The organism is Deinococcus puniceus (assembly GCF_001644565.1).
In the GTDB taxonomy this organism is placed as follows: domain Bacteria; phylum Deinococcota; class Deinococci; order Deinococcales; family Deinococcaceae; genus Deinococcus; species Deinococcus puniceus.
In genome coordinates this window covers 2,885,001-2,905,453 of sequence record NZ_CP011387.1, presented here as the reverse complement: position 1 = coordinate 2,905,453, position 20,453 = coordinate 2,885,001, and the positions used below count along the sequence as shown (strand labels likewise).

23 protein-coding genes (1 of these 23 only partly in view) are annotated in these 20,453 nt (G+C 61.4%); 18 read left to right on the top strand and 5 right to left on the bottom strand.

All coding sequences use genetic code 11. The features are described from left to right. The first annotated feature begins 9 nt into the window (after window positions 1-9). Both SU48_RS13495 and SU48_RS13490 read left to right on the top strand, forming a co-directional pair. A complete protein-coding gene (locus SU48_RS13495) occupies window positions 10-621 on the top strand; it encodes a Dps family protein (protein ID WP_064015693.1) in 612 nt (203 codons plus the stop codon). A 138-nt stretch (window positions 622-759) separates the two neighbouring features. Beyond that, window positions 760-1,254: a DUF4385 domain-containing protein gene (locus tag SU48_RS13490; protein ID WP_064015692.1), complete on the top strand. Its 495-nt coding sequence runs from the start codon at window positions 760-762 to the stop codon at window positions 1,252-1,254. A 148-nt stretch (window positions 1,255-1,402) separates the two neighbouring features. Here SU48_RS13490 and mobA read toward each other — a convergent pair whose 3' ends face one another. Further along, a complete protein-coding gene (gene mobA / locus SU48_RS13485) occupies window positions 1,403-1,993 on the bottom strand; it encodes a molybdenum cofactor guanylyltransferase (protein WP_064015691.1) in 591 nt (196 codons plus the stop codon). Beyond that, entirely contained in the window at window positions 1,986-3,488 is a 1,503-nt protein-coding gene (locus SU48_RS13480) for an aldehyde dehydrogenase family protein (protein WP_082869781.1), read from the bottom strand. Before SU48_RS13480 ends, mobA begins: the two co-directional genes overlap by 8 nt. A gap of 160 nt (window positions 3,489-3,648) precedes the next feature. On the opposite strand from SU48_RS13480, the gene SU48_RS13475 reads away from it, so the two are divergent. The 4 genes from SU48_RS13475 to SU48_RS13460 all read left to right on the top strand — a co-directional run bounded on the left by SU48_RS13475 (window position 3,649) and on the right by SU48_RS13460 (window position 6,748). Continuing rightward, the gene (locus SU48_RS13475) at window positions 3,649-4,086 is read left to right on the top strand and encodes a methylglyoxal synthase (RefSeq protein ID WP_064015690.1); all 438 of its coding nucleotides are present in this window, start codon (window positions 3,649-3,651) and stop codon (window positions 4,084-4,086) included. Between the two features lie 89 nt (window positions 4,087-4,175). Further along, the gene (locus SU48_RS13470) at window positions 4,176-5,243 is read left to right on the top strand and encodes a PP2C family protein-serine/threonine phosphatase (protein WP_064015689.1); all 1,068 of its coding nucleotides are present in this window, start codon (window positions 4,176-4,178) and stop codon (window positions 5,241-5,243) included. Between the two features lie 132 nt (window positions 5,244-5,375). Then, window positions 5,376-5,753: a RidA family protein gene (locus SU48_RS13465; RefSeq protein ID WP_064015688.1), complete on the top strand. Its 378-nt coding sequence runs from the start codon at window positions 5,376-5,378 to the stop codon at window positions 5,751-5,753. A gap of 209 nt (window positions 5,754-5,962) precedes the next feature. Further along, window positions 5,963-6,748: a PSP1 domain-containing protein gene (locus tag SU48_RS13460; RefSeq protein ID WP_064015687.1), complete on the top strand. Its 786-nt coding sequence runs from the start codon at window positions 5,963-5,965 to the stop codon at window positions 6,746-6,748. Between the two features lie 13 nt (window positions 6,749-6,761). Here the strand turns inward: SU48_RS13460 and SU48_RS13455 are convergent, their stop codons facing one another. Next, window positions 6,762-7,694 (bottom strand): RluA family pseudouridine synthase, encoded by a 933-nt coding sequence (locus tag SU48_RS13455; protein ID WP_231881636.1) that lies wholly within the window; start codon window positions 7,692-7,694, stop codon window positions 6,762-6,764. 45 nt (window positions 7,695-7,739) lie between these two features. On the opposite strand from SU48_RS13455, the gene SU48_RS13450 reads away from it, so the two are divergent. Then, window positions 7,740-8,507 carry an FAD-dependent oxidoreductase gene (locus SU48_RS13450; RefSeq protein WP_064015686.1) on the top strand — a complete coding sequence of 256 codons (768 nt, stop codon included), beginning with the start codon at window positions 7,740-7,742 and terminating at the stop codon, window positions 8,505-8,507. After that, entirely contained in the window at window positions 8,504-9,511 is a 1,008-nt protein-coding gene (gene trmB, locus SU48_RS13445; RefSeq protein WP_064015685.1) for a tRNA (guanine(46)-N(7))-methyltransferase TrmB, read from the top strand. The genes SU48_RS13450 and trmB overlap by 4 nt, the downstream gene beginning before the upstream one ends. A gap of 148 nt (window positions 9,512-9,659) precedes the next feature. On the opposite strand, the gene SU48_RS13440 is transcribed toward trmB, so the two are convergent. Next, a complete protein-coding gene (locus SU48_RS13440; RefSeq protein ID WP_064015684.1) occupies window positions 9,660-10,142 on the bottom strand; it encodes a hypothetical protein in 483 nt (160 codons plus the stop codon). Between the two features lie 172 nt (window positions 10,143-10,314). Between SU48_RS13440 and SU48_RS13435 the strand changes: the two genes are divergently transcribed. The 6 genes from SU48_RS13435 to SU48_RS13415 all read left to right on the top strand — a co-directional run bounded on the left by SU48_RS13435 (window position 10,315) and on the right by SU48_RS13415 (window position 15,289). Then, on the top strand, window positions 10,315-10,959 hold the full coding sequence (locus SU48_RS13435) for a response regulator transcription factor (RefSeq protein ID WP_026298978.1): 645 nt from the start codon (window positions 10,315-10,317) through the stop codon (window positions 10,957-10,959). Window positions 10,960-10,985: 26 nt separating this feature from the next. Beyond that, on the top strand, window positions 10,986-11,252 hold the full coding sequence (locus SU48_RS14005; RefSeq protein WP_082869779.1) for a hypothetical protein: 267 nt from the start codon (window positions 10,986-10,988) through the stop codon (window positions 11,250-11,252). Between the two features lie 18 nt (window positions 11,253-11,270). Further along, window positions 11,271-12,098 carry a serine hydrolase gene (locus SU48_RS13430; RefSeq protein WP_064015683.1) on the top strand — a complete coding sequence of 276 codons (828 nt, stop codon included), beginning with the start codon at window positions 11,271-11,273 and terminating at the stop codon, window positions 12,096-12,098. Window positions 12,099-12,393: 295 nt separating this feature from the next. Beyond that, window positions 12,394-13,248 (top strand): c-type cytochrome, encoded by an 855-nt coding sequence (locus SU48_RS13425; protein ID WP_064015682.1) that lies wholly within the window; start codon window positions 12,394-12,396, stop codon window positions 13,246-13,248. A gap of 59 nt (window positions 13,249-13,307) precedes the next feature. Continuing rightward, window positions 13,308-13,970, top strand: a complete 663-nt coding sequence (locus tag SU48_RS13420) for a ubiquinol-cytochrome c reductase iron-sulfur subunit (protein ID WP_064015681.1) — start codon at window positions 13,308-13,310, stop codon at window positions 13,968-13,970. A 5-nt stretch (window positions 13,971-13,975) separates the two neighbouring features. Then, window positions 13,976-15,289: a cytochrome b gene (locus tag SU48_RS13415; RefSeq protein WP_064016061.1), complete on the top strand. Its 1,314-nt coding sequence runs from the start codon at window positions 13,976-13,978 to the stop codon at window positions 15,287-15,289. 146 nt (window positions 15,290-15,435) lie between these two features. On the opposite strand, the gene SU48_RS13410 is transcribed toward SU48_RS13415, so the two are convergent. Further along, window positions 15,436-15,684, bottom strand: coding sequence for a hypothetical protein (locus tag SU48_RS13410; RefSeq protein WP_064015680.1), 249 nt, complete (start codon window positions 15,682-15,684; stop codon window positions 15,436-15,438). Window positions 15,685-15,857: 173 nt separating this feature from the next. Between SU48_RS13410 and SU48_RS13405 the strand changes: the two genes are divergently transcribed. The 4 genes from SU48_RS13405 to SU48_RS13390 form a co-directional block, all read left to right on the top strand. Continuing rightward, on the top strand, window positions 15,858-16,295 hold the full coding sequence (locus SU48_RS13405) for a HesB/IscA family protein (RefSeq protein WP_064015679.1): 438 nt from the start codon (window positions 15,858-15,860) through the stop codon (window positions 16,293-16,295). Window positions 16,296-16,609: 314 nt separating this feature from the next. Then, complete coding sequence (locus SU48_RS13400) at window positions 16,610-18,370, top strand: peptide ABC transporter substrate-binding protein (protein ID WP_064015678.1); 1,761 nt, start codon at window positions 16,610-16,612, stop codon at window positions 18,368-18,370. A 164-nt stretch (window positions 18,371-18,534) separates the two neighbouring features. After that, entirely contained in the window at window positions 18,535-19,533 is a 999-nt protein-coding gene (locus SU48_RS13395; RefSeq protein WP_064015677.1) for an ABC transporter permease, read from the top strand. Between the two features lie 21 nt (window positions 19,534-19,554). Continuing rightward, window positions 19,555-20,453 carry the 5' portion of an ABC transporter permease gene (locus tag SU48_RS13390; RefSeq protein WP_064015676.1) on the top strand. The gene runs 25 nt beyond the window's last position, so only the first 899 of its 924 coding nucleotides appear in the window; the start codon lies at window positions 19,555-19,557; its stop codon lies beyond the right edge, outside the window.

Here is a 20,453-nt window from a genome sequence, read left to right as displayed (position 1 = left end):
GTTAAAGCCATGACGCAGAAAGCTGGCAAGAAGGGGAAAGGCAAAGACGCCGACCAGAATGTGGGCACTCAGGGCGTGGTGGCAGGCGGCGATTCCAAGGCCGACGCCGCGCACCTGAACACGGTGCATAACCGCCTCGTGGATCACGGCTACCTCAGCGAGGAAGAATTCGCCGTGGTGGCCGAAACGTTGCAGCGTAACCTCGCCACGTCCATCAGCCTGTACCTGAAATTCAAGAAGTATCACTGGGATATTCGGGGTCGCTTCTTCCGAGATTTGCACCTTGCCTACGATGAATTCATCGAAGAAATCTTTCCCAGCATCGACGAGCAGGCCGAACGCTTAGTGGCCCTCGGCGGCAGCCCGATTGCCGCGCCCGCCGACGTAGACCGCTTCAGCGTGGTGCGCGTGCCTACCGATACCGTGCGCGATGCCCGCGCCCAAGTGTCCGACCTTGTAGACGACCTGACCCGCGTGGGCCGGGGCTACCGCGACGATTCTCAGGCCGTAGACGACGCCAACGATCCCGCCACCGCAGACTTGTACAACGGGTACGCCGCGACGGTAGACAAAATCCGCTGGATGCTCAGCGCGATGATGGACGATGACCGGATGACGTAAAAACTCCGTTTGAATTGAAGATTCGAACCGAGCAAAGCGAGTAGGAGCAATGCAGATTCCAGAACGCAGTTGTTCTAAGGGCGCTGTTCCGTTAGAGCAATGGAGTGGCCGGAATCTGCTCCCGGAGCCGTCTAGGTCATGCCCCCTAAATTCGACTACAGCCTGCATTACGCCGAACTTGATCTCCGCGCCCATCCTGAGTTGTACCGGGTGGGCGTGGGAGAACAGGGCGTCCTGTTGGTGCAGCCCTATAAATCCGAGATTTTACCCCACTGGCGCTTTGCCACACCCGATGTGGCCCGCGAGAGCAGCGAAACCATTTATGCCCTCTTTCTGGATTACCTAAAGGCGGGCGATTTTGTGGGCGCGGACATGGCCCGCAAGTTTTTGCAGATGGGCTTTACGCGCTCACGGCGCTATGCCAATCACAAGGGTGGCAAGAAGTACGACGGCCCTGTACCCGACGACAAAAAGGGGCAAAGTGGAGCGCATGGCCGCGACGAATTGCGCCGCACGCCCGAAGACCCGGTGAAAGCTGAATCTGCCCGGATTTTCAAGGCCAAATGGGAAGAGGCCGAAGCCAACGCCGACTATGCACGGATGAAAAAGGCGCACAAGGCAGCGTATGGCTAGCAGAGGAGTTCTTGCCGCTCTAGTCGCGGTTGATGTCCTGCACTGAACGGCATCAAATGGGCCGAGCGCATAGTTTGACTTGCCCTGCATACCGCGCTATACTCTGTTCAATCAAGTTAACACAACCGCCGCCGAGAGGCGGATTTTTTTATTGCTGTTTGGTTTGCAGGTTCAACAGGTCAGCGGGCGTGTTCACATTCCGCAACACTCCCGGCGCAATGCCCAAAACCGTCACGACACGTTCAGCCAGAGCAGCGGCCCGGAGTCTGCGTTCTCCGGCATCCAACAGGGCGGTGATGTGGGGCAGCACCGCCGTGTGGTACAGCGCGGCCAGCGGTTGGGGGCGGCCTTCGGCGTCCAGCGGTTGCACACTCAGCGCGTGCGGCGTGCGGGCAGCGGCCAGCGTGAGCCAGAAGTCGGGGGTCAGGCGGGGCAGGTCTACGCCCGTAAAAGCCACCCATCCCGCTCCCCGGAGGTGAAGGCTCACGCCCAGCGCCGCTTCCAACCCGGCCAGCGGGCCTTCGCCGGGGCGGGTGTCGGGGACGGGTTGCCAACCCCCCAACGCATATTTGCCGGGCGGGGCCACCAGCAAGCGCAGGCCGCAGCCGTCCAAACTGTGCGCGACGTGGTGCAGGAGGGGGCGGCCTTCCAATAGGGCCAACGCCTTATCACTTCCAAATCGGCTGGATTTTCCGCCCCCCGTGATGACCCCGGTTATCCCGTTCAGACCGTCATTCACGCGGCCCAGTCTGCCTCTCCAGTTGGCGCAGGAGCCAAGTCACGAAGCGCGGCGCAGCGCGGCCATACGGCGGAAACGCGAATCGGGTGGCGCTTTGCTTCGGTTCGGTCAGGATGGCCCGCTGGTGACTGAAGGTGCGGAAGCCGTGTACACCGTGATAATTGCCCATGCCACTGGCCCCCACGCCGCCGAACGGCAGATGCGGATTGGTCAGGTGAATGATGGTGCCGTTGACCACCATGCCGCCGCTCTGGGTGCCACGTTTGATGCGTTCCAGCGCTGTCTTGTCTTCCCCGAAGGCGTAGAGGGCCAGCGGAGGATCAAGTCGGTTGATCAGCGCCAAGGCCTCATCCAGCGTGCGGTAAGTCAGCACGGGCAGCACCGGGCCAAACAATTCTTCCCCCATCAGCGGCATGTCGGGCGTCACGTCTATCACTACCGTGGGCGAAATGAACTTGGCTCCGGTATCGAACTCGCCCCCCACAGCGATGTTCGCGCCCTGTGCCACGCTGTCTGCGGTCAGGCGAGAGAGGCGCTCTACGCTGCGGCTGTCTATCATTCGCCCATAATCCGGCCCCACCCGCAACCACGCCCGGTCTCCGTAGCGGCGGGCAATCACGGCGTCGAGGTGCTGCACAAATGCATCCCGCAAGTGTTCGGGAATCAGGACGTAATCGGGGGCCACGCAGGTTTGGCCCGCATTCAGCAATTTGCCCCACGCGATCCGCTCGGCGCTGAGGGTCAGGTCTGCGCTCGCGTCTATCAAGGCCGGACTTTTGCCGCCCAGTTCCAGCGTCACGCCCGTCAGGTTCTCGGCGGCGGCCCGCAACACTTGCCGCCCCACCGCGCCGCTGCCCGTAAAAAAGATGTGATCGAAGGGCAGAGTCGTCAGGGTCTGCGCGACGTCCGGGCCACCGAGGGCGACGGCCACCAACTGCGGCTGAAAGGTGCGTTCCAGAAGGTGATGGAGGGCGCGGGCGGTGGCTGGAGCTTTCTCACTGGGCTTCAGGATCACCGTATTGCCCGCCGCCAGACTTGCGACCAACGGGGCCAACGCCAGATTCACCGGGTAATTCCAAGGACTCAGAATCAGGGTGGTGCCGCGTGCTTCGGCGCGAATTTCGCTGTGTGCCCCCAGCATCATGGCGGTGGTCGGCACACGTTTGGGAGCGGCCCAGCGCGGCAGGGCGCGGATCACATGCTGAATTTCTTCCAGTACCGGATGAATTTCGGTCAGTTCGGCTTCGGCGCGGCTCTTGCCCAAATCGGCAGCCAACGCGCCTGCCAGGGCCACCCGCCCCGCTTTGATGGCGTCGTGCAACCGCCGGAGGAGCGCTTGACGCTCCGCAACACTGGCCCCTGCCGCCCTGGGCCGGTGCGCCTGCTGAAGCGCGAACAGGCCGTGCAGATCGGTGGGAGCGGCCCCGGCTGTATTGGCCCGGGAAGAAGGAGAGGGGCGGGCGGGTTCGGACTGCGGGCGGGGTGCGGTGGTCATGGGCGAAACCTCGCGGGAACGTCGGAGAGGGCCAGCGGACGATGAGGGAGGAACGTAAACGCCAGGATTCTGAACGCCAGTATTTTGAACCCAGTATAAGTGGCGCAGACATTCAGAAGGGGCATTCATCACCAGAGCGGCGCGTGAAACAATGGCCCGCATGACGGTTCAAGGCGGCAGTGTTCAAGGTGCAGACGGGAGCGCAATCACTGGGCGGCGACAAGTGGCCCTCATCGCCCACGACAAGAAAAAGCTGGAGCTGGCCCTGTTTGCCCTCGCCCACCGGGAGATTCTGGCCCGCTTTCATCTGGTGGCCACCGGCACTACAGGCAGCATTCTCGCCAAGCAAACCGGGCTGAATGTAGAGCGGGTGCTGTCGGGGCCACTGGGCGGCGACCAACAGATCGGGGCAAGACTGGCCGAGGAGCGCGTGCTGGCGGTCTTTTTCTTCCGTGACCCACTGACCGCGCAGCCGCATGAACCCGACGTATCGGCCCTCGTGCGCCTGTGTGATGTTCATGATGTGCCGTTGGCGACCAACCCGGCCAGCGCCGAGGCCCTGATGATGTGGCTGCGTGAGCAGGGGCAGGAATCATGAGAGTGGCGGAAACCGGACTTCTGCTGGTCTCTGAGAGTCAGACAGGTTTAGCACACCCTTTCTCCTAACGCTTGCCTTATATTGACCTCATGCGCTTCCCAGCGACGCCTTCCATGTCCTCTGGGCTGCTCACGGACGTGGGGCGTCAACGTCAGGGCGGTGTCAATCAGGACGCTGCCCTGGCGCTCGACTTACCGCAAGGTGGCCTCTATGCCGTTGCCGACGGAATGGGGGGCCATGCCGCTGGCGAACTGGCGGCCAATCTGGCACTCGACACGCTCAGTCAGGCCTACCTAGATGGGCGCGGCATGCCCCCCGAACGCCTTGCTGAAGCGGTGCAGGCCGCCAATCTGTCGGTGCTGCGGCATGCGGTGGGCGAATACGTGGGCATGGGCACCACGCTGCTGGCCATCCTGATAGACCGGGGAGCGGCGATTGTGGCGCATGTGGGCGATTCGCGGGCTTACATGCTGCGTGCCGGAGAACTGCACCGCCTGACCGACGATCATTCTTGGGTGGCCGAACAGGTGCGGCTGGGCAACCTGACCGAAGCCGAGGCCCGCGATCACCAGTGGCGCAGCGTGGTCAGCAACGCGCTAGGCGGAGAAGAACGGGTGCGGCTGGAACTGTTTGGCTTCCCGCTCAAATCCGGTGACCGCCTGCTGCTGTGCAGTGACGGCCTTTCGGGCGTGGTGGAAGAACCGCATCTGCTGGAACTGCTGGCCCGCCAGAACACGCCCGATCAGGTGGCCCGCACCCTCGTGAACGCGGCCAACGATGCAGGTGGCCCTGACAACATCACCGCCGTGATCGTCGATATTGGCCGCAGCCTGCGCCTCCCGAACTACGCTCTGCCCATCCGCCAACCCGACGGCCCCACCTACGCCGATGTGCTGCTGAGTGCCCGGCGCGGCAACAGCCTGCTCACCTATCTGCTGCTCACGGTGGTGTATTTCACGCTGCTAGGCGTCATTCTGGTGCCTGAACACCGCGTGTTGCTGGGGGTTTTGGGCATTGCGGTGCTGCTGGGCATCCTGATTTCCCGCCGCATGCTGCACAGCCGTCAGGTGGCCCACGCCGCCACCCGGCCCGCGCTCAGCGCCCCTGTTTCGGTGGCATCGGCCAAGACCCAGCCTATGCAAGACCCTCATCACTGACCCGGATTCCTCATTGCCGGGTTCCTGATTCTCCTTCAGCAGGCGCAGCGTTCGGGGGGTGGCTGTTGGAACAGAGCAGTCGAAACAGAGTTGCTCAAACAGAGTCGGGCTTCAACGGGTACAGTAGGCGGCATGAAAGATATCGTGCAAACGCCCGACGCCCCCGCCGCCATCGGCCCCTACAGCCAGGCCGTTACCTTCGGCAATCTGGTGGTCACCAGCGGCCAGATTCCCCTGAAGCCCGACGGCAGCATGGTGGAAGGCGGCATCACCGAGCAGACCGAACAGGTGATCGCCAACCTGAAGGCTCTGCTGGCCGCCGCCGGAACCGATCTGGAGCGTGTGGTCAAAACCACCGTGTTTCTGGCCGACATGAACGAATTTTCTGCCATGAACGCCGTGTATGAGGCGCATTTTTCGGCCCCCTACCCGGCCCGCAGCACCGTACAGGTGGCCCGCCTGCCGCGTGACGTGCGGGTAGAGATCGAAGTTCTGGCCGAAAGACACTGATTGGGGTGTAGGACGTGGATTGTGGGCGGTAGGAAGGACAGTGCGTTGGCGTCAGATCGCACCGCTTTTTCCCACACCCTACGGCCCACAGCCCACAACCTGCTTGCCCAATGTGCATCACCTCTCGACGCCCGCCCCCTGCGCGTGACATTGTGCAAGGCGTGGTTGTCCTTCCCATCCGATTCGAGCGGAGTCCCCGGCTTCACGCCATGCTCAGCGAGCAGCCCTACCCGGTGGGCACGCGGGTGGTGGTGCAGGGCAAACGCGGCCCCGAAGTTGCCAAAGTGCGCGGCGAGGCCACTGTCCCCGAACCACAGGCCCGCTACGGCGCGGTGCTGCGTGCGGCCACGCCGGAAGACCTGACCCGCTGGGAAGACCTGCACCGTCAGGGCGAAGACCTGAAATGGCTGCTGCGTGCCCGCGCCCGTGAGCGGCAGTTGCCCGTGAAACTGGTCGCTGTGGAATTTACGCTGGACGAGAGCCTCGTCACCGTCAGCTACAGCGCCGAAGACCGCATAGAACTCAGCAGCCTGATCGGAGAACTGCGGAAGCACACCCGCGCCCGCGTTAATTTTGCTGCCATCGGCCCGCGTGAACAGGCGCAGATGATCGGCACGTTGGGCGCGTGTGGCCGTGAAAACTGTTCCAGCACGCACCTGCAAGACTTCGCGCCCGTCAGTATTCGCATGGCCCGCGATCAGCAGTTGCCCCTGAACCCCGAAAAACTGAGTGGCCCCTGCGGACGCCTGCTGTGCTGCCTGCAATTCGAGCACACCCAGTACGTAGACCTGCTGAAAGACTTGCCCCGCAAGAACGCCAAAGTGTGCCATGAGGGCAGCGGCGCGTGCGGCAAAGTAACCAAGCTGCACCCCCTGTCCGGCACCGTAGACGTGCACACCGATCAGGGCATGTTGCTGGGCATTCCCGCCAGCGAACTGAAGCGCCTGCCCGACGCCCCCGCTCCCAAGCCCAAGCGCGATCAGCCGGAAGCGTAGGTCAACCGAAACTTCAAGATGACTCGCGCCTGCTCTGGAGCAAGACTGGAGCGGGCGCACTCAGTTCCAACCACGCCCCAGTGACCGGATGGGCCAACCCCAGCCGCGCCGAATGCAGCCAGTAGCCCAAGTCTCCCGGCAGTCCGGGCAGATAGGGGAGCGGCAAGCCATCCGGCCCATACAGCGGATCGCCCACCAGCGGAAGCCCAATGCTAGCGAGGTGAATGCGAATCTGATGCGGGCGGCCCGTGTGAATATCCACTTCGAATAGGGTGGAATCCTCGCGCCGTTCCAGTACCCGCGCCACGCTCAGCGAGGGTTTTCCGGTGGCGCTCGCGGCGTACACGCTGCCCAACACCGGATGCGGCACCGGGCCAATCGGCGTGCTGATGCGGTAAGAATCCTCTGGACTCCGGCCCGAGGCCAGCGCCCGGTAGGTCTTTTGTACTTCATGCTCGCGCCAGCCGCGCAGCACGCCCGACGCTGCCTCCCGCGTGCGCGAACACAGCACCAGCCCCGATGTCCCGCGCCCCAAGCGGTGCAGCGGTGTGGCTTCCGGGTACCGCTTCCGCACTTGCGTCAGCAACGTATGTTCTAGGAATCCGCCCCCCGGCAAAGTCGGCAGACCCGAGGGTTTGGACACGGCCAGCAGTGATTCGTCCTCGTACAGCACGTCAAAGCCCAGTGGCGCGGGTTCCTCTTGCCAAGGTGGGCGCTGCCAGATCAGCGTCTGCCCCTGCCGCAGCCGTTCTGTTCCGTCGGAGATCTGTCCGTCCAGCGTCACTTCGCCCGCTGCCAGTCGCGCCGCCCACGTTTCGGCGTCCGAGTGGCGGTAGCGCCCGGTCAGGAAGGCCAGCACCGTCTGGCCCTGTCCCGCCGCGCCGATGCTGTCCCGGTAGGCATAACCGGAATTGAGAATGCTGGGGGCGAAGGTGGGCAGGGGCACAGGCTTAGGGTAAAGCAGGCCGCCGCTTGCTAGACTGCGCGACTGATGTTCGGTTCCTTTTCTCAACACGGCACTCCGCCCCGCAGCCAGCCGCAGCCGGGGCACGTTTACGATGTGGCCGTGATCGGCGCGGGCTTGGCGGGCACCGAACTGGCGTGGCGCTTGGCGCGGGCGGGGAAAGACGTGCTGCTGGTCTCACAGGCGCTCGATCATCTGGGCAACCTGTACGCGCCCACCATCGCTGGGGCCGATTTTCCGCCGGGGAGTGTGTTTGGAGAGGTTGCCGCCCGCATCGCGCCGGAGCAAGACGGCTGGGCTTTTCACCGCCACCTGAAAGCTGAAATCGAAGGCACGGCGGGGATTCATCTGCTGCAAAGCACCGTGACCGCGCTGGATGAAGAAGCATCGGAAGTCGTCATTTCCACTTGGGAAGGCCCGCAACTGCACGCCCGCGACGTGGTGCTGGCGGTGGGCGCGTTCCTGAAAGCCCGTCTGCTGATTGGCGACACGATGGAAGAGGCGGGGCGGCTGTCGGAAGTGGCCTACGACTTTTTGGCCGACGATTTGGCCCGCGCGGGCATTTTCCTGATCGGCAGCGAGGCCACCGCCGCTGCCGTAGACGGTGCGCCGCCCTACGACGTGCGCTTTTTTACCCCGGCCCCCAGTGAACTGGACGGCTTCCGCATTCGCCGCCTAGACCGCGTGTGGGCGCTGGGCCGCTGTACTCCGGGTGAGCATACCTACGCTTCTGTGTTGCAGGACGCGGCCCGCCTCGCCGCCGAATTTTTAGCTCCTGCGGAAGTACAGCCATGATTTTCCAACTCTCCGACTTCCTGTTTCCCGAAACGCCTGCCCGCCTGTTCCCCGATACCGCCGAGCGGCCTTGGGTGCTGGAAGTCGGCTTCGGCGACGGGCGATTCTGGCCGCCATTTGCCCACACCTTCCCGGAAGCTCCGAACTATTTGGGTGTAGAACTGTCGGGCGTGTCGCTGCTGAAGGCCGAGCGGCGCTTGCGTGCGGCGGGCCTACCCAACGCCGTGCTGACCAAATTGCCCGCCAGCGTCGTGGTGCGCGAAGTCATTCCAGCGGGATCACTGGACGCCATCATCGTCAATTTTCCCGATCCCTGGCCTAAAGCTGGACACACCGAACAGCGGCTCTTGCGCGTGCCGTTTTTCCAGTTGGCCGCCCACCGCCTGAAACCGGGCGGCGCGGTGCTGCTGACCACCGATCACGACGAGTATTTTGAGTTTGCCTGTGCCGAAGCCGAAGCCAGCGGCGTGATGCGTGTGGAGTTGGCCGAGCCGCCCGCCGCCGCCTTGGAAACCAAATACGCGCTGAAATGGCGGGATTTGGGACTCGGCGTACATCACGCCCGCTTTATTCCCACCGCCCACCCCACCGACTCCGCCGCCGTAAGCTTCGCTCCCTATCCAAAGGAAGAATCTGCTGTGCCACACGCCATCCTGCGCCTGCCCGACGCCCTGCATCCCCAGAACCTCAGCCAAACACACTTTGACAAATACACGGCACGCGGGGGCCAACATGCCGCCGATCCGGTGGGCTGGACGGTAGTGCTGCTGGACGCTTACCGCAGCCTCGCCAAAGACGGCTTGGTCTTTTTGGCCCATGTGGTAGAGGGCGAACTGACGCAGGAAGTATTGGTGAACGTGAATCCGCGCCCAGACGGACAATTCTTGGTGCGGCTGGCCCGCTTTGGTGGCCCCATTATTACGCCGGGCGTAAAGGCGGCAGTGGCGACGGTAACGGCGTGGCTGGAAGAACGCGGCGCAGAGACGACGAACCGGGGGTATTAGAGCGGGGGTAATAGGGACTGATGCGGCGTGTGGAAGGCGTCTAAGGGTCTAGTCTAAGGGACTAAGAACCCCGGCCTACCGCCGTTGCCCCACTACCTTAGACCTTCGACCTTTAGACCAGTAACCACCTAAACGCCGCCCACACCCCTCACCGTACACGCGTCTGATCCGGCACCAGCAGCGTTTTCAGCGCGGGATTGGCTCCCCAGATGCCCATGACCTGCCCCTTGATGGCCGAGTTGTTCACGGCGTCGTACAGCACGGGCGACAGGTTGCTAGACGGGTAGATTCCGGTGCGGCCTTGCGGCCCGACGCGCATTTCTATGGGGAACCCGAGGGCCAGCGTCGTGATGAGGACGCTGCCCAGCGTAAAGCCGCCCACCGCCCCTGCGGCCAACTGCCACGGACGCTCCAGCGGGTTGGGAATCAGGCGCTGGGCCGCGTAAGCCACGCCCGCGCCCAGCGCCAACGCGATAATGGCGGCAGCCACCGCGCCTGTACCCAAAAAGTTAGCCAGAAAGCAGGCCGCGACGCCGCCCACTCCCCACGCCACGCCTGCCAACCCCCGCCGGGCACCCAGCGCCGTGACCACAGCCAGCAGCGTGACCAGCAGAGCATCAAACCAAGTCATAGGGGCCAGTGTAAGGGCAGGTGCTTACAGATTCCTATCGCCGTGCATAGATTGAGTGCGCGGTAGCCAGAAGGGCTGCGGGTCTTGACCTATCCGTCATCTTGGGCACTCTGGCCCCACTCTGCCACTTCGCTTCCGTTTTTGCCCGCCGCCTGCGCCGTACACTGCACCCATGATCCGGGTACTGCTCGTCGATGACCATGCGCTGTTCCGTCAGGGACTCCGTAGCCTGCTGGAATCCGAGGGAATGCGCGTGATTGGTGAGGCGGCCAATGGGCGCGAGGCCATCCGTTACGCCGCCGACACGCACCCAGACGTGATCCTGATGGATATTCAGATGCCGGAACTCGACGGCGTGAAGGCCACCCAGAGCATTCTGGAAATCGACCCCAACTCCAAGGTCATCATGATCACCATGTACCGCCAAGACCGTTACGTGTTCGAGGCCGTGAAGGCTGGGGCACGCGGCTACATCCTGAAGGACGCCGACGCCAACACCCTGATTGACGCGATTCGGCGGGTGGCGGGCGGGGAAGCCCTGCTGGACGCCGACATGGCCCAGAACGTGCTGGACGACTTCCGTGACAAGCGTGAGGAACTGCCCAGCGAGAAGCACGCCGACCTGAACGAGCGCGAAACCATGATTCTGAAGCTGCTGGCCCAGGGCTTTTCCAACCAAGACATCGCCCTGCGCCTCGACATCAGCGAAAAAACCGTTCGCAACCGCTTATCGGAAATCTTTACCAAGTTGCAACTGAACAACCGCACGCAGGCTGCCCTGTACGCCATCCGCGAGGGCATCGCCAATCTTGACTAATTGCGGCTGCACGCTTAAACGACACTGTGGCTAAATCCAAGATTCCCAGCACACTCCAACCCGCCCCGTCTGCCCGCTCCGTGTTGTTCCGGGCCGGATGTGGGCGGGAGTGGTCTGTAAATTCTGCCGACCCTGACTTGGCCTACACCGATCAGGCGTTTCCCGAATGCCCGACCTGCCCGCACCGCGTAGAGCCGGAGGGCGGGCCACCGTTTTGCACCCTGCGTCCGGTGGGCACGGCGCACCCGTTCGCGGCGTTGGCGAGCTTGGACCTGTCCGGCCTGCCCGACTGATCCGTTTATTCTGCCCCCATGAGGTTTGACTTTTCGGGCCAACTGCGCGGGCGTGGTTTTGCAGGCGTGGTGGGCGTGCGGGTGTGCGACGAGGCGGGGCAAGAGTTGTTTTCTCTGAATGCAGACCGCGTGTTCCCGGCGGCCAGTACCATCAAGATTCCGCTGCTGATTATGGCGTTGCAAGCGGCCCAGCGCGGCGAATGGGCTTTGAGTGAGCGCGTGACGATGGAGGCCGCAGACCGCGTGCCGGGTGCAGGTATCTTGCACGAACTGGGCGCGGGTCTCCGCCTGACTTGGCAGGACATTCTGACCCTGATGATCGTGGTCAGCGACAATACCGCCACCAACCTAGTCATAGAGCGGCTGGGGGTGGACGCCGTGAACGCTTGGCTGAATACGGCTGGCTTTCCCCTGACCCGTTTGGTGGGCAAGCTGCAACTGCCACCTGACCAGCGCAACGAGGCCCAGCGCCGGGGCGAGCGCAACCGCACCACCGCTCAGGATCAGACCGAACTGTTGGGACGACTGCTGCGGGGCGACTATCTGAACAGCACACACACCGACTTGGCCCTCTCTATCCTCTCGCGCCAGCAGTACCGCGACCTGATCGGGCGGCGCGTGCCGTGTGGCCCAGACGGAGAACCCCTGTACCGCACCGCCAGCAAAAGTGGGGAACTGGGCGGCGTTCACCATGATGTGGGGGTGCTGTGGACGCCGCGCCCGCTGGTACTGGCCCTGCTGTCCGAGGGCGGCCTAGACCCCCGCGAGCATCCCGAGAACCGCGACGTGATCCTGCTGGCCGATGTGCTGTGGCCTCTGCTGATGGCACTGGGACACACCGTCTGAAGCGGCTTGCAGAGAACCGAGGGACTGTCCTTAGAGACTGTGAAGTCCGTCCTTAGAGACTGTGAAGTCGGGGGACATTTAACCGCTCGGTAAGGCGCATGATGACCGTGCCGAAGTCTGGTTCCTGCGCTGTGAAACACCGTTGGGAACGCCATCGGTGCGTGCTATGCTGACGCTGATCAGGCTGCTAGACGGGAACCCCAAGACACCGGAAAACCAAGACCGGAGCGTGGAGGGAACCCCTAGGCCATTTCACGCGCGAGGGAGAGGGAACGTGGAGAGAAACGACGCTGTCATGCCCTGGGTCGCCATCGTGTGCGCGGCCATCATGTGGATTATTCTGCTGTTCCTGTTCAACAAGGAAACGGCCCCCGAGCCTGTGGTCATAGACCCGGCTGTCACCGCCAGCATCAGCAAAGAATGGCCGACGCTGGGCAAGCAGATCTATGAGCAGGGAGTCGTGGCTTCCGGCGCAACGGCCTGTGCGGGCTGTCACGGCCTGCAAGGTCAGGGCGGCGCAGGCCCCGCACTGGCCGGAGACGAAAAGATTCTGAAAGACCCGGTGTACGTGCATACCATCTTGAAGAACGGCAAAGGCTCTATGCCCTCGTATGCCAATCTGAAGGAAAACGAGATTTACGCCGTCGCCAACTACGTGCTGAATTCGTGGGGCAACAAGATCGAGGAGCCGCTGACGCCCGCGCTAGTGGCCGAAGGGCAAACCAAGATCGATCCTGCCGTCCTGAAGAACCGCAGCCGCTTTGTTCCCGAAGACATCAATTTGCCTGAAATCTTCCTCGCCACTTTCATCATGGTGCTGCTCACTTACGGACTCATCGGGTTGTACAGCGTGTGGGCCGAAGGTCTGGAACTTCACCCCGGTATTCATAAAGTCCGGGCTACACCTGTAGCGATGCTCAGCATGATCGTGACTTTGATCTTGTCGTTGGTCTTCAGTGTCCTGTTTATTCGGCAGATGAGTGCAGACTATGCGGCTTGGCAAAACCAAGAGATGCCGAACGTAGCGATGGAAGGGTTTTATGCCGCCATGATCCTGTTTACTATTGCCATCGCCATCGGCCTGTACAAGAAATACTTCATGGACGGCGAGGTCTTGGTCGAAGATACGAGCGGCGAGTTTCCTTGGTAATACGGCCCTTGGTCAGGTCTGCGCTGCGCGTGCAACTTGCCCGTCAGGAGGTTTAAAAGATGACCCGTTATAAACGCAAAGACCCCGAAATCACGCGCCGCAAGTTCATCAATGCGGCGATGGGCGGCACCGTCGCCGTAGGCGGCATCAGCCTGCTCAGTACGCTGGGCACGGCCAACCCGGTGTTCCGCCTTACCCGCGACAAGATGCCCCCCCTAAAAGGCGACGTTCTGGTTCATGCCGAAGAGAGCAAGGAAGGCCAGATCATCAAGGTCAGCGAACTGAGCGACCAACTGGTGCGGGCGTGGCCGATGGGCAAGGGCGAGGACGGCTCGAACGTGATCCGCAAGGGCGACCCGAACAACATTCTGGCGCTGTTCCGGTTTCCTAAAGGCCAACTGGTGGCTCCTACCAACCTGGAAGCCACTGTAGACGGCGAGATCGTGGCCTATAGCGACGTGTGTACGCACGCGGGTTGCTCGGTGGCCGACAGCGATCAGGGCGACGGCATGAAGTGTCCCTGCCACTCCGGCCAGTTTGACCCCAAACGCGGCTGCATCGTTACGGGCGGGCCGCCTCCACGTGCCTTGGCCCAGTTGCCCGTTCAACTCGATGGCGAGCAACTTGTCGTCTCAGACTTCTTCCTTGCTATGCCGTACCCGTACATCGCTGAGTCGGAGTGGGAATCGTTCAAGAAAGAAGTAGAGGAGCAACTTGCATGAACGCAGTGAATCAGTGGCTTGATGAGCGTCTGCACATTTCCCGCCTGAACGACAAGTTCCTGCGGAAGGCCTTCCCCGTTCACCACTCGTTTTTCCTCGGTGAAATTACGCTGTTCAGCCTGATCATCCTGATTCTCACGGGCATTTTGCTGGCGCTGGCCTACGAACCCAGCAACAGCCTCGTGACCAACTCCTTTGATCCGGGCACCAGCGACAAGCCCAACCTGATCCCCGCCGCGTACCACTCGGCCCTCAAGATCAATGCCATGCCGTTTGGTGACATGCTGCGCCGAATCCATCACTGGACGGCCAACATCATGGTGGCTGCCGCTGTCATTCACATGATGCGGATCTACTTCACGGGCGCGTTCAAAAAGCCCCGCGAAATCAACTGGTGGATCGGCATGTTGCTGCTGATCTTCACGGCCCTGACCGCCGTCACCGGCTACGTGTTGCCCTACGACAACTACGCCTACCAGACCCTCAAAGTGATCTACGGCATCGCGGCTTCTGTGCCTTGGGTCGGCGAATGGGTGGCGCAGGCTGCCTTTGCAGGCAAGTTCCCCGGCGCGGGCGTCATTCCCCGTATCTACGGCTATCACATCATGTTGCTGCCCGGTATCTTGCTGGCCCTCACCGGCGCACACATGCTGCTGATGATCAAGCAGAAGCACACGCAGCCGCAGTACGCCAAGCGCATCGCCTACAAGAAGATCGTCGGCGTGCCCCTCAGCACCCAGCAGACGCCCATCATGTTGCTGCTGGCGATCATGTTCGCGGCCATCATCGTGCTGTTCAGCGCCTTTATTCCGGTGCATCCCATCGAGCACTACGGGCCGCCCAGCACCACGCCCATCAACAACATCAAGCCCGACTGGTACTTGCTGTGGGTCTTCGGCGCACTGGCCATCATTCCTAGCTTCGAAGTTCACCTGTTCGGTGGCTTGATCGGTGCAGAATTCGTGGGGGCAATCGTTGTTCCTACCCTGTTCCTGTTGGCTATGTTTGCGGTGCCGATGCTAGACCGCAGCAAAGACAACATGTACTACGCCGAAAACCCCACCAACCATCCGGTGCGGCTGGCGGCAGGTGTAGCATTCATGGCCGCCATGATCGTGATGTCGGTAGCAGGCTATAAGCCAGAGTTGATCAGTGCTGGCATCCTGAATACGGCCAACGCCAACACCATCCTCTGGATCTTGTTGTTCCTGATTCCCGCCGTGTGCTACTTCGGCGTGCTGGGTATCGTGCGTGGTATCCGTACCCTGCGTGAAGCCGATCAGCGCGAGCGCGGCGCATTCAGCCCCGCCGACGACTAAAACTTCCCGCCTTCACTCTCCGCTCTAGCTTAGGCTGGGGCGGTTTTTTGTGGTCATCCAGTGCAGATTGTCGAAACGGAAAAACCGCCAACCTGATGGGGCGGGCGGTCAAGAGTTGAAGTTGGTAGGGTTGAGGTTGGTAGGATTCAGGCTTGAACAGTATTTGGGCGCAATACGCTGACGCCGCTGTTTTCCTGACGTGCGCCCGCAGCGTACCCGACCTGTGCGCCGAACTGCCACGCCAGCTTAATCATGAAGGTGATAGCGGCTTCGTCGCCCGTTTGAATCAGCAGGCGCAGATGCTCAGGCAAGCCGTCTGGCAAGGGCATCGAGCCGAGCTGCTCTCCATACTCTGCGCGGAGCTGCTCGAACCACTCGGCGTAAGGATTGGTCATGCCCACTATGTTAACAGCACCACGCTCAAGGAATGTATGCCGATGCCATGATCGGCAAGCGCCGGACAGCTGGGTTCTCAGCCAGAGCAGAAGCGTCACTGTCTCAGAAACGCCTGACCCGCTTTAGCTTGTAGCGCACTTTTCTGTTGCGCCAATGGTGTTACGCTTCACGCATGACGGCTTCCGTGAATCAGGATCAAAGCGTGCTGGATCAGGGCGGGAACGGCGCAGCCCCCGAAATCACCATCAGCGAATTCGGTGCGCTGCGGGCCACCGGCATTCTGGCAAACAGCGGCAAAGAAAATGCAGGCGTGCGCGTGTTTATTAAAAGTGGCGGGTGCAGCGGCTACCAGTACGGCATGGCTATCGATGACCGCGAACTCGAAGGCGACACCATCGTCGTAGACCGGGGCATCAAGTTGCTCGTCGACCGCATGAGCATCGCCCTGCTGCGCGGCAGCGAAGTGGACTTTGTAGAAAATATGATGGGCGGCGGCTTCACGGTCAACAACCCCAACGCCACCAGCAGTTGCGGATGCGGCCACTCCTTCCGCACCGACAGCGCCCAGTCGCCCGCCGGAGAGGGCAGCGGCGGGTGCAGCAGCCACTGAGCTTTTTCAACCAAATAAATCAAGCTTAAGCAGGCGGCCCAGTGCCGTCTGTTTTGCTGTCGCCTGTTCTGCAGATGCTCAGGCCGGAGACGAGGCGATGCTGTGCTGAACGCGGGGCAGACTGTTTGGGGTTTAAAGAGTTTTCATAATTCCGAAGACTATTTCGATGCCGAAGCGTTTGAACCCAAATGTAAAAATATAGATAAAGTCCCTCTGAGACGTGGAGTTCATGAACTTGACAAGGCGTCAAGCTGCCTTATACTGACCCTCATCATCCACGCATCAGTAGCTTTACCCAGCTCCCGGAGGTTCATATGAAGAAGACCCTGGCACTCACCGCATTTTTGCTCGGCGCGGCCCTCGCTGGCCCCGCCAACAACAGCTTGGTTATCGGCACTTCTCAAGAGCCGCCCAACATCTACGATCCCTGGAACACCAATAACCTCGCCATCACCAGCGAGATCAACGGCTACATGGGATCGGCCCTAATCGGCTTGGACGACAACGGCGATCCCTACGCCGACATCGCTACCCGCGTGCCCTCTTTGGCCAACGGCGACTATAAGGTCGTCAAGAACGCGGCGGGCGACGTCGTTCGCAACAGCGTCACCTACACCATCCGCAAGGAAGCCAAGTGGAGCGACGGAACGCCCATCAAGATTTCGGACTTCCAGTTCTGGCTGAGACTGGTCAACGATGACCGCGTGCCTGTGCCTGACCGCACGCCTTGGGATCGGGCCAAAATCACCACCGCCGACGCCGATACCTTCACCATCACCTACGAGCCTCCCTACCTGTTTGCCGACCAGACCAGCCCCGGCTTTGCGCCCCAGCACGTCATGGGCGCGGCTTGGAACGCCTTCGACGCCAAGACCAAAAACGAGAAAGACGCCAAAGTTACGAACGAGGAGTGGAAGAAGTTCATTTCCAGCTACACCACCTCGCGCAACCTGCCCAAAGTGGTGGCAGGCCCCTTCCGGCCCACCGCGTGGCGCAGCGGCAACAGCCTCACGCTGACCCGCAACACCAACTACTGGAACAAGCCCAAGGGCGGCGAAGATAAGTACATCCAGACCGTGGTGTACCGCTTTATTCCCAACACCAACACCCTGAAGGTCAACATCCTGTCGGGCCAACTCGACGCCCTCAGCGCCGTCGGGCCAACCTTCGATCAGGGCGTAGATTTGCAGCGCAACGAGCGCGGCAAGTTCAAGACCTATTTCGTGCCCGGCGCGATCTGGGAGCATATCGACATCAACACGCGCGGCCAGAAAGCCAAAGATCTGGATATGGACGATCCCCGGATGCGTCAGGCCCTGCTGCTCAGCATTGACCGCGACGCCCTCGTCAAGGCCCTGTTCCAGAGCAAACAGGCCGTGTCCAACAGCTTCGTGAACCCCATCAGCAAGCTGTACAAGAAAGACCTGCGCGACTACAACCTGAACGTGGCTCAGGCGAGGACGCTGTTTACCCAGCTCGGCTGGACGGCGGGCAGCGACGGCATTCTGCAAAAAGGCGGCAAGAAGCTCAGCCTGAACTTCGGCACCACCGCAGGCAACAGCACCCGCGAGCGCGTTCAGCAGATTTTGCAGGCGCAGTGGAAGGCTGTGGGCGTGCAGGTCAACATCCAGAACTACCCCTCCAGCGTGTTCTTCGGCCCCGACTTCCTTAGCAAGGGCGCAGACGGCAAGTGGGACTTGGCCATGTACGCCTGGACGGGCAACCCCATTTTCGAAGAAGGCAACCTCTTCAAGGGTTCGGGTGTGCCCACCGCCGCCAACGGCTACTCCGGCCAGAACAACTCCGGCTGGGTCAACGCCGAGTATGACCGCCTGCACAAACAGGCCGAAACGGAATTCAACCTCGCCGAGCGCATCAAGCTCTTTGACCGGATGCAGACCATCTGGAACGCTGAAGTGCCCGCGCTGCCGCTGTACTACCGCGTTAACGTGTATACCAAGGTTCCCGGCCTCGTGAACTACACCTTCAGCGCCTACACCCTGTACCCCAGCTGGAACGCCGCCAACATCGGTTGGGCTTCTCGCGGCGCAGTCGAGGAATTCAAGCAGAAATAAGGCTGTCTGGGAGGGTGTGGGACGGCTGAACCGAACAAGATCAGTGACGAACCATATCATCCAGAACGTCAGGGGGAAAAGCGCAGCACTGCTTTTCCCCCGTCTGCTTTGCTTCTTGTTGGTGTTCTCCCCGCCCTTCCTGCATTCATAGCGAGGCCGAACCTATGGCAACCTACGCATTTCGCCGCCTACTCCAGATGATTCCGTTGCTGCTGGTCATCAGCGTGATCGTGTACTCTCTGACCGCGCTGCAACCCGGCAGCCCCATTGATCAGCTGACTTTCGGCAACAGCAACATCACCGCCGAAGATATTGCCCGCCTGAAGGTGGCCTATGGCCTTGATCAGCCGTGGTACACCCGCTACTTTTTCTGGCTCGGTCAGGCCATCAGGGGCGACTTCGGCTATTCGCAGGATTACAGCATTCCCGCCGCGCAATTCGTCTTTCAGCAGCGGATGCCTAATACGCTCTTGCTAACGGTTCCAGCACTGATCCTCAGCACGCTGATCGCCGTCCCGTTGGGCATTTTCAGCGCAATTCGCCAGTACTCTATTCCCGATTACATCCTGACCTTTTTTAGCTTCGTGGTCTTCAGCGCCCCTGTGTTCTGGGTGGGCGCGATGGCGCTGTATTTCGTGGCCGTGTACCTGCCCACAGCCACAGGCGGCGCATTATCCTTGCCCCCCGGCGGCCTCGGCAGCCCCGATTTGCCCTTAGATGCAGGCTTCTGGGCCACCACGCTGGACAAACTCCACTACCTGATCTTGCCCCTCAGCATTCTGATGCTGCGTGAAATCGCTGTGACCCTGCGCTTCATGCGCGCCAGCATGCTAGAAGTCATGAATCAGGATTTTATTCGTACTGCACGCGCCAAAGGACTGCCTAGCCGCATCGTGCTGTTTAAACATGCTCTCCGGAATGCCATTGTGCCCATCATTACGTTGCTGGGCCTCAGCATTCCCGGTCTCTTTGGCGGGGTTGTCATCACCGAGACCGTGTTCTCTTGGCCGGGCATGGGCAAGGCAATTCTGGATGCGTTGGTCAGCAAAGACTTTAACGTGGTGATGGTCTCGCTGATGCTGCTCGCCATGCTGACGGTGGTATTTCAACTGGTCGCTGATCTCGTCTATGCGGTGGTCGATCCCCGCATCCGGTACTCGTGAGGCTGTTGCCGTGAGGTTCCTATGACTGTCGCTCTTGCCAAGCCCCCCCGCGCCCGCAGCAATTCCACCCTTCAAATTGCCCTGCGCCGCCTGCTGAAACACAAGGTGGCCATGATCAGCCTCGGCATTATCTTGCTGCTGATTTTGGTGGCTATTTTTGCGCCCCTGATCGCGCCCTACGATCCCAATACGCAGGATTTGGAAGGTATTTATGGGCAGCCCGGCCCCGGTCACCCGCTGGGTCAGGACAGCTTGGGCCGCGATATGCTCTCACGCATTATTTACGGCAGCCGCATCAGCCTCTTGGTCGGCTTCACAGTGGCTATTTTCAGCGTGGTATTAGGCACCCTCATGGGCGTGCTGGCCGGATACTTCGGCGGGCGCACCGATAACGTCATCAGCCGCTTTATCGAAATCATGCTGTCTATTCCCGAGCTGCCTCTACAACTAACCCTCAGCGGCCTGTTCGCCGTTAGCGACGTGCCAGCCATCGTCGCCTTGCGCGACAATCCGCTGTCCAGCGTGTTCATCATCGTGGGCATCTTTACCTTCTTCGGGTGGATGGGGACGGCCCGGCTGGTGCGCGGCGAAGTCCTGCGCCTCAAGAATCTGGAGTATGTAGACGCGGCGCGGGCGCTGGGAGCCAAAAATGGCCGGATCATGCTTCAGCATCTGGTGCCCAACCTGATCGCCATCATCATCGTCAACGGCACGCTGGCGGTGGGCGGCGCGATCTTGGGTGAGGCCGCCCTGTCGTTCCTCGGCTTCGGCATTCAGCCTCCCGTGTCTACGTGGGGCAACATGCTCAGCAACGCCAACGAAGTGGTGCTGGAGCATCCGTTCGTGGCCTTCTATCCCGGCCTAGCCATCTTGCTCACGGTGCTGTCGTTCAACTTTTTGGGCGACGGCCTGCGCGATGC

Excerpts from the sequence above, each read along its gene's own strand:
- SU48_RS13495 (WP_064015693.1), top strand. The coding sequence starts at position 10 with ATGACGCAGAAAGCTGGCAAGAAGGGGAAAGGCAAAGACGCCGACCAG.
- SU48_RS13490 (WP_064015692.1), top strand. The coding sequence starts at position 760 with ATGCCCCCTAAATTCGACTACAGCCTGCATTACGCCGAACTTGATCTC.
- SU48_RS13480 (WP_082869781.1), bottom strand. The coding sequence starts at position 3,488 with ATGACCACCGCACCCCGCCCGCAGTCCGAACCCGCCCGCCCCTCTCCT.
- SU48_RS13475 (WP_064015690.1), top strand. The coding sequence starts at position 3,649 with ATGACGGTTCAAGGCGGCAGTGTTCAAGGTGCAGACGGGAGCGCAATC.
- SU48_RS13470 (WP_064015689.1), top strand. The coding sequence starts at position 4,176 with ATGCGCTTCCCAGCGACGCCTTCCATGTCCTCTGGGCTGCTCACGGAC.
- SU48_RS13465 (WP_064015688.1), top strand. The coding sequence starts at position 5,376 with ATGAAAGATATCGTGCAAACGCCCGACGCCCCCGCCGCCATCGGCCCC.
- SU48_RS13460 (WP_064015687.1), top strand. The coding sequence starts at position 5,963 with ATGCTCAGCGAGCAGCCCTACCCGGTGGGCACGCGGGTGGTGGTGCAG.
- SU48_RS13450 (WP_064015686.1), top strand. The coding sequence starts at position 7,740 with ATGTTCGGTTCCTTTTCTCAACACGGCACTCCGCCCCGCAGCCAGCCG.
- trmB (WP_064015685.1), top strand. The coding sequence starts at position 8,504 with ATGATTTTCCAACTCTCCGACTTCCTGTTTCCCGAAACGCCTGCCCGC.
- SU48_RS13440 (WP_064015684.1), bottom strand. The coding sequence starts at position 10,142 with ATGACTTGGTTTGATGCTCTGCTGGTCACGCTGCTGGCTGTGGTCACG.
- SU48_RS13435 (WP_026298978.1), top strand. The coding sequence starts at position 10,315 with ATGATCCGGGTACTGCTCGTCGATGACCATGCGCTGTTCCGTCAGGGA.
- SU48_RS13430 (WP_064015683.1), top strand. The coding sequence starts at position 11,271 with ATGAGGTTTGACTTTTCGGGCCAACTGCGCGGGCGTGGTTTTGCAGGC.
- SU48_RS13425 (WP_064015682.1), top strand. The coding sequence starts at position 12,394 with ATGCCCTGGGTCGCCATCGTGTGCGCGGCCATCATGTGGATTATTCTG.
- SU48_RS13420 (WP_064015681.1), top strand. The coding sequence starts at position 13,308 with ATGACCCGTTATAAACGCAAAGACCCCGAAATCACGCGCCGCAAGTTC.
- SU48_RS13410 (WP_064015680.1), bottom strand. The coding sequence starts at position 15,684 with ATGACCAATCCTTACGCCGAGTGGTTCGAGCAGCTCCGCGCAGAGTAT.
- SU48_RS13405 (WP_064015679.1), top strand. The coding sequence starts at position 15,858 with ATGACGGCTTCCGTGAATCAGGATCAAAGCGTGCTGGATCAGGGCGGG.
- SU48_RS13400 (WP_064015678.1), top strand. The coding sequence starts at position 16,610 with ATGAAGAAGACCCTGGCACTCACCGCATTTTTGCTCGGCGCGGCCCTC.
- SU48_RS13395 (WP_064015677.1), top strand. The coding sequence starts at position 18,535 with ATGGCAACCTACGCATTTCGCCGCCTACTCCAGATGATTCCGTTGCTG.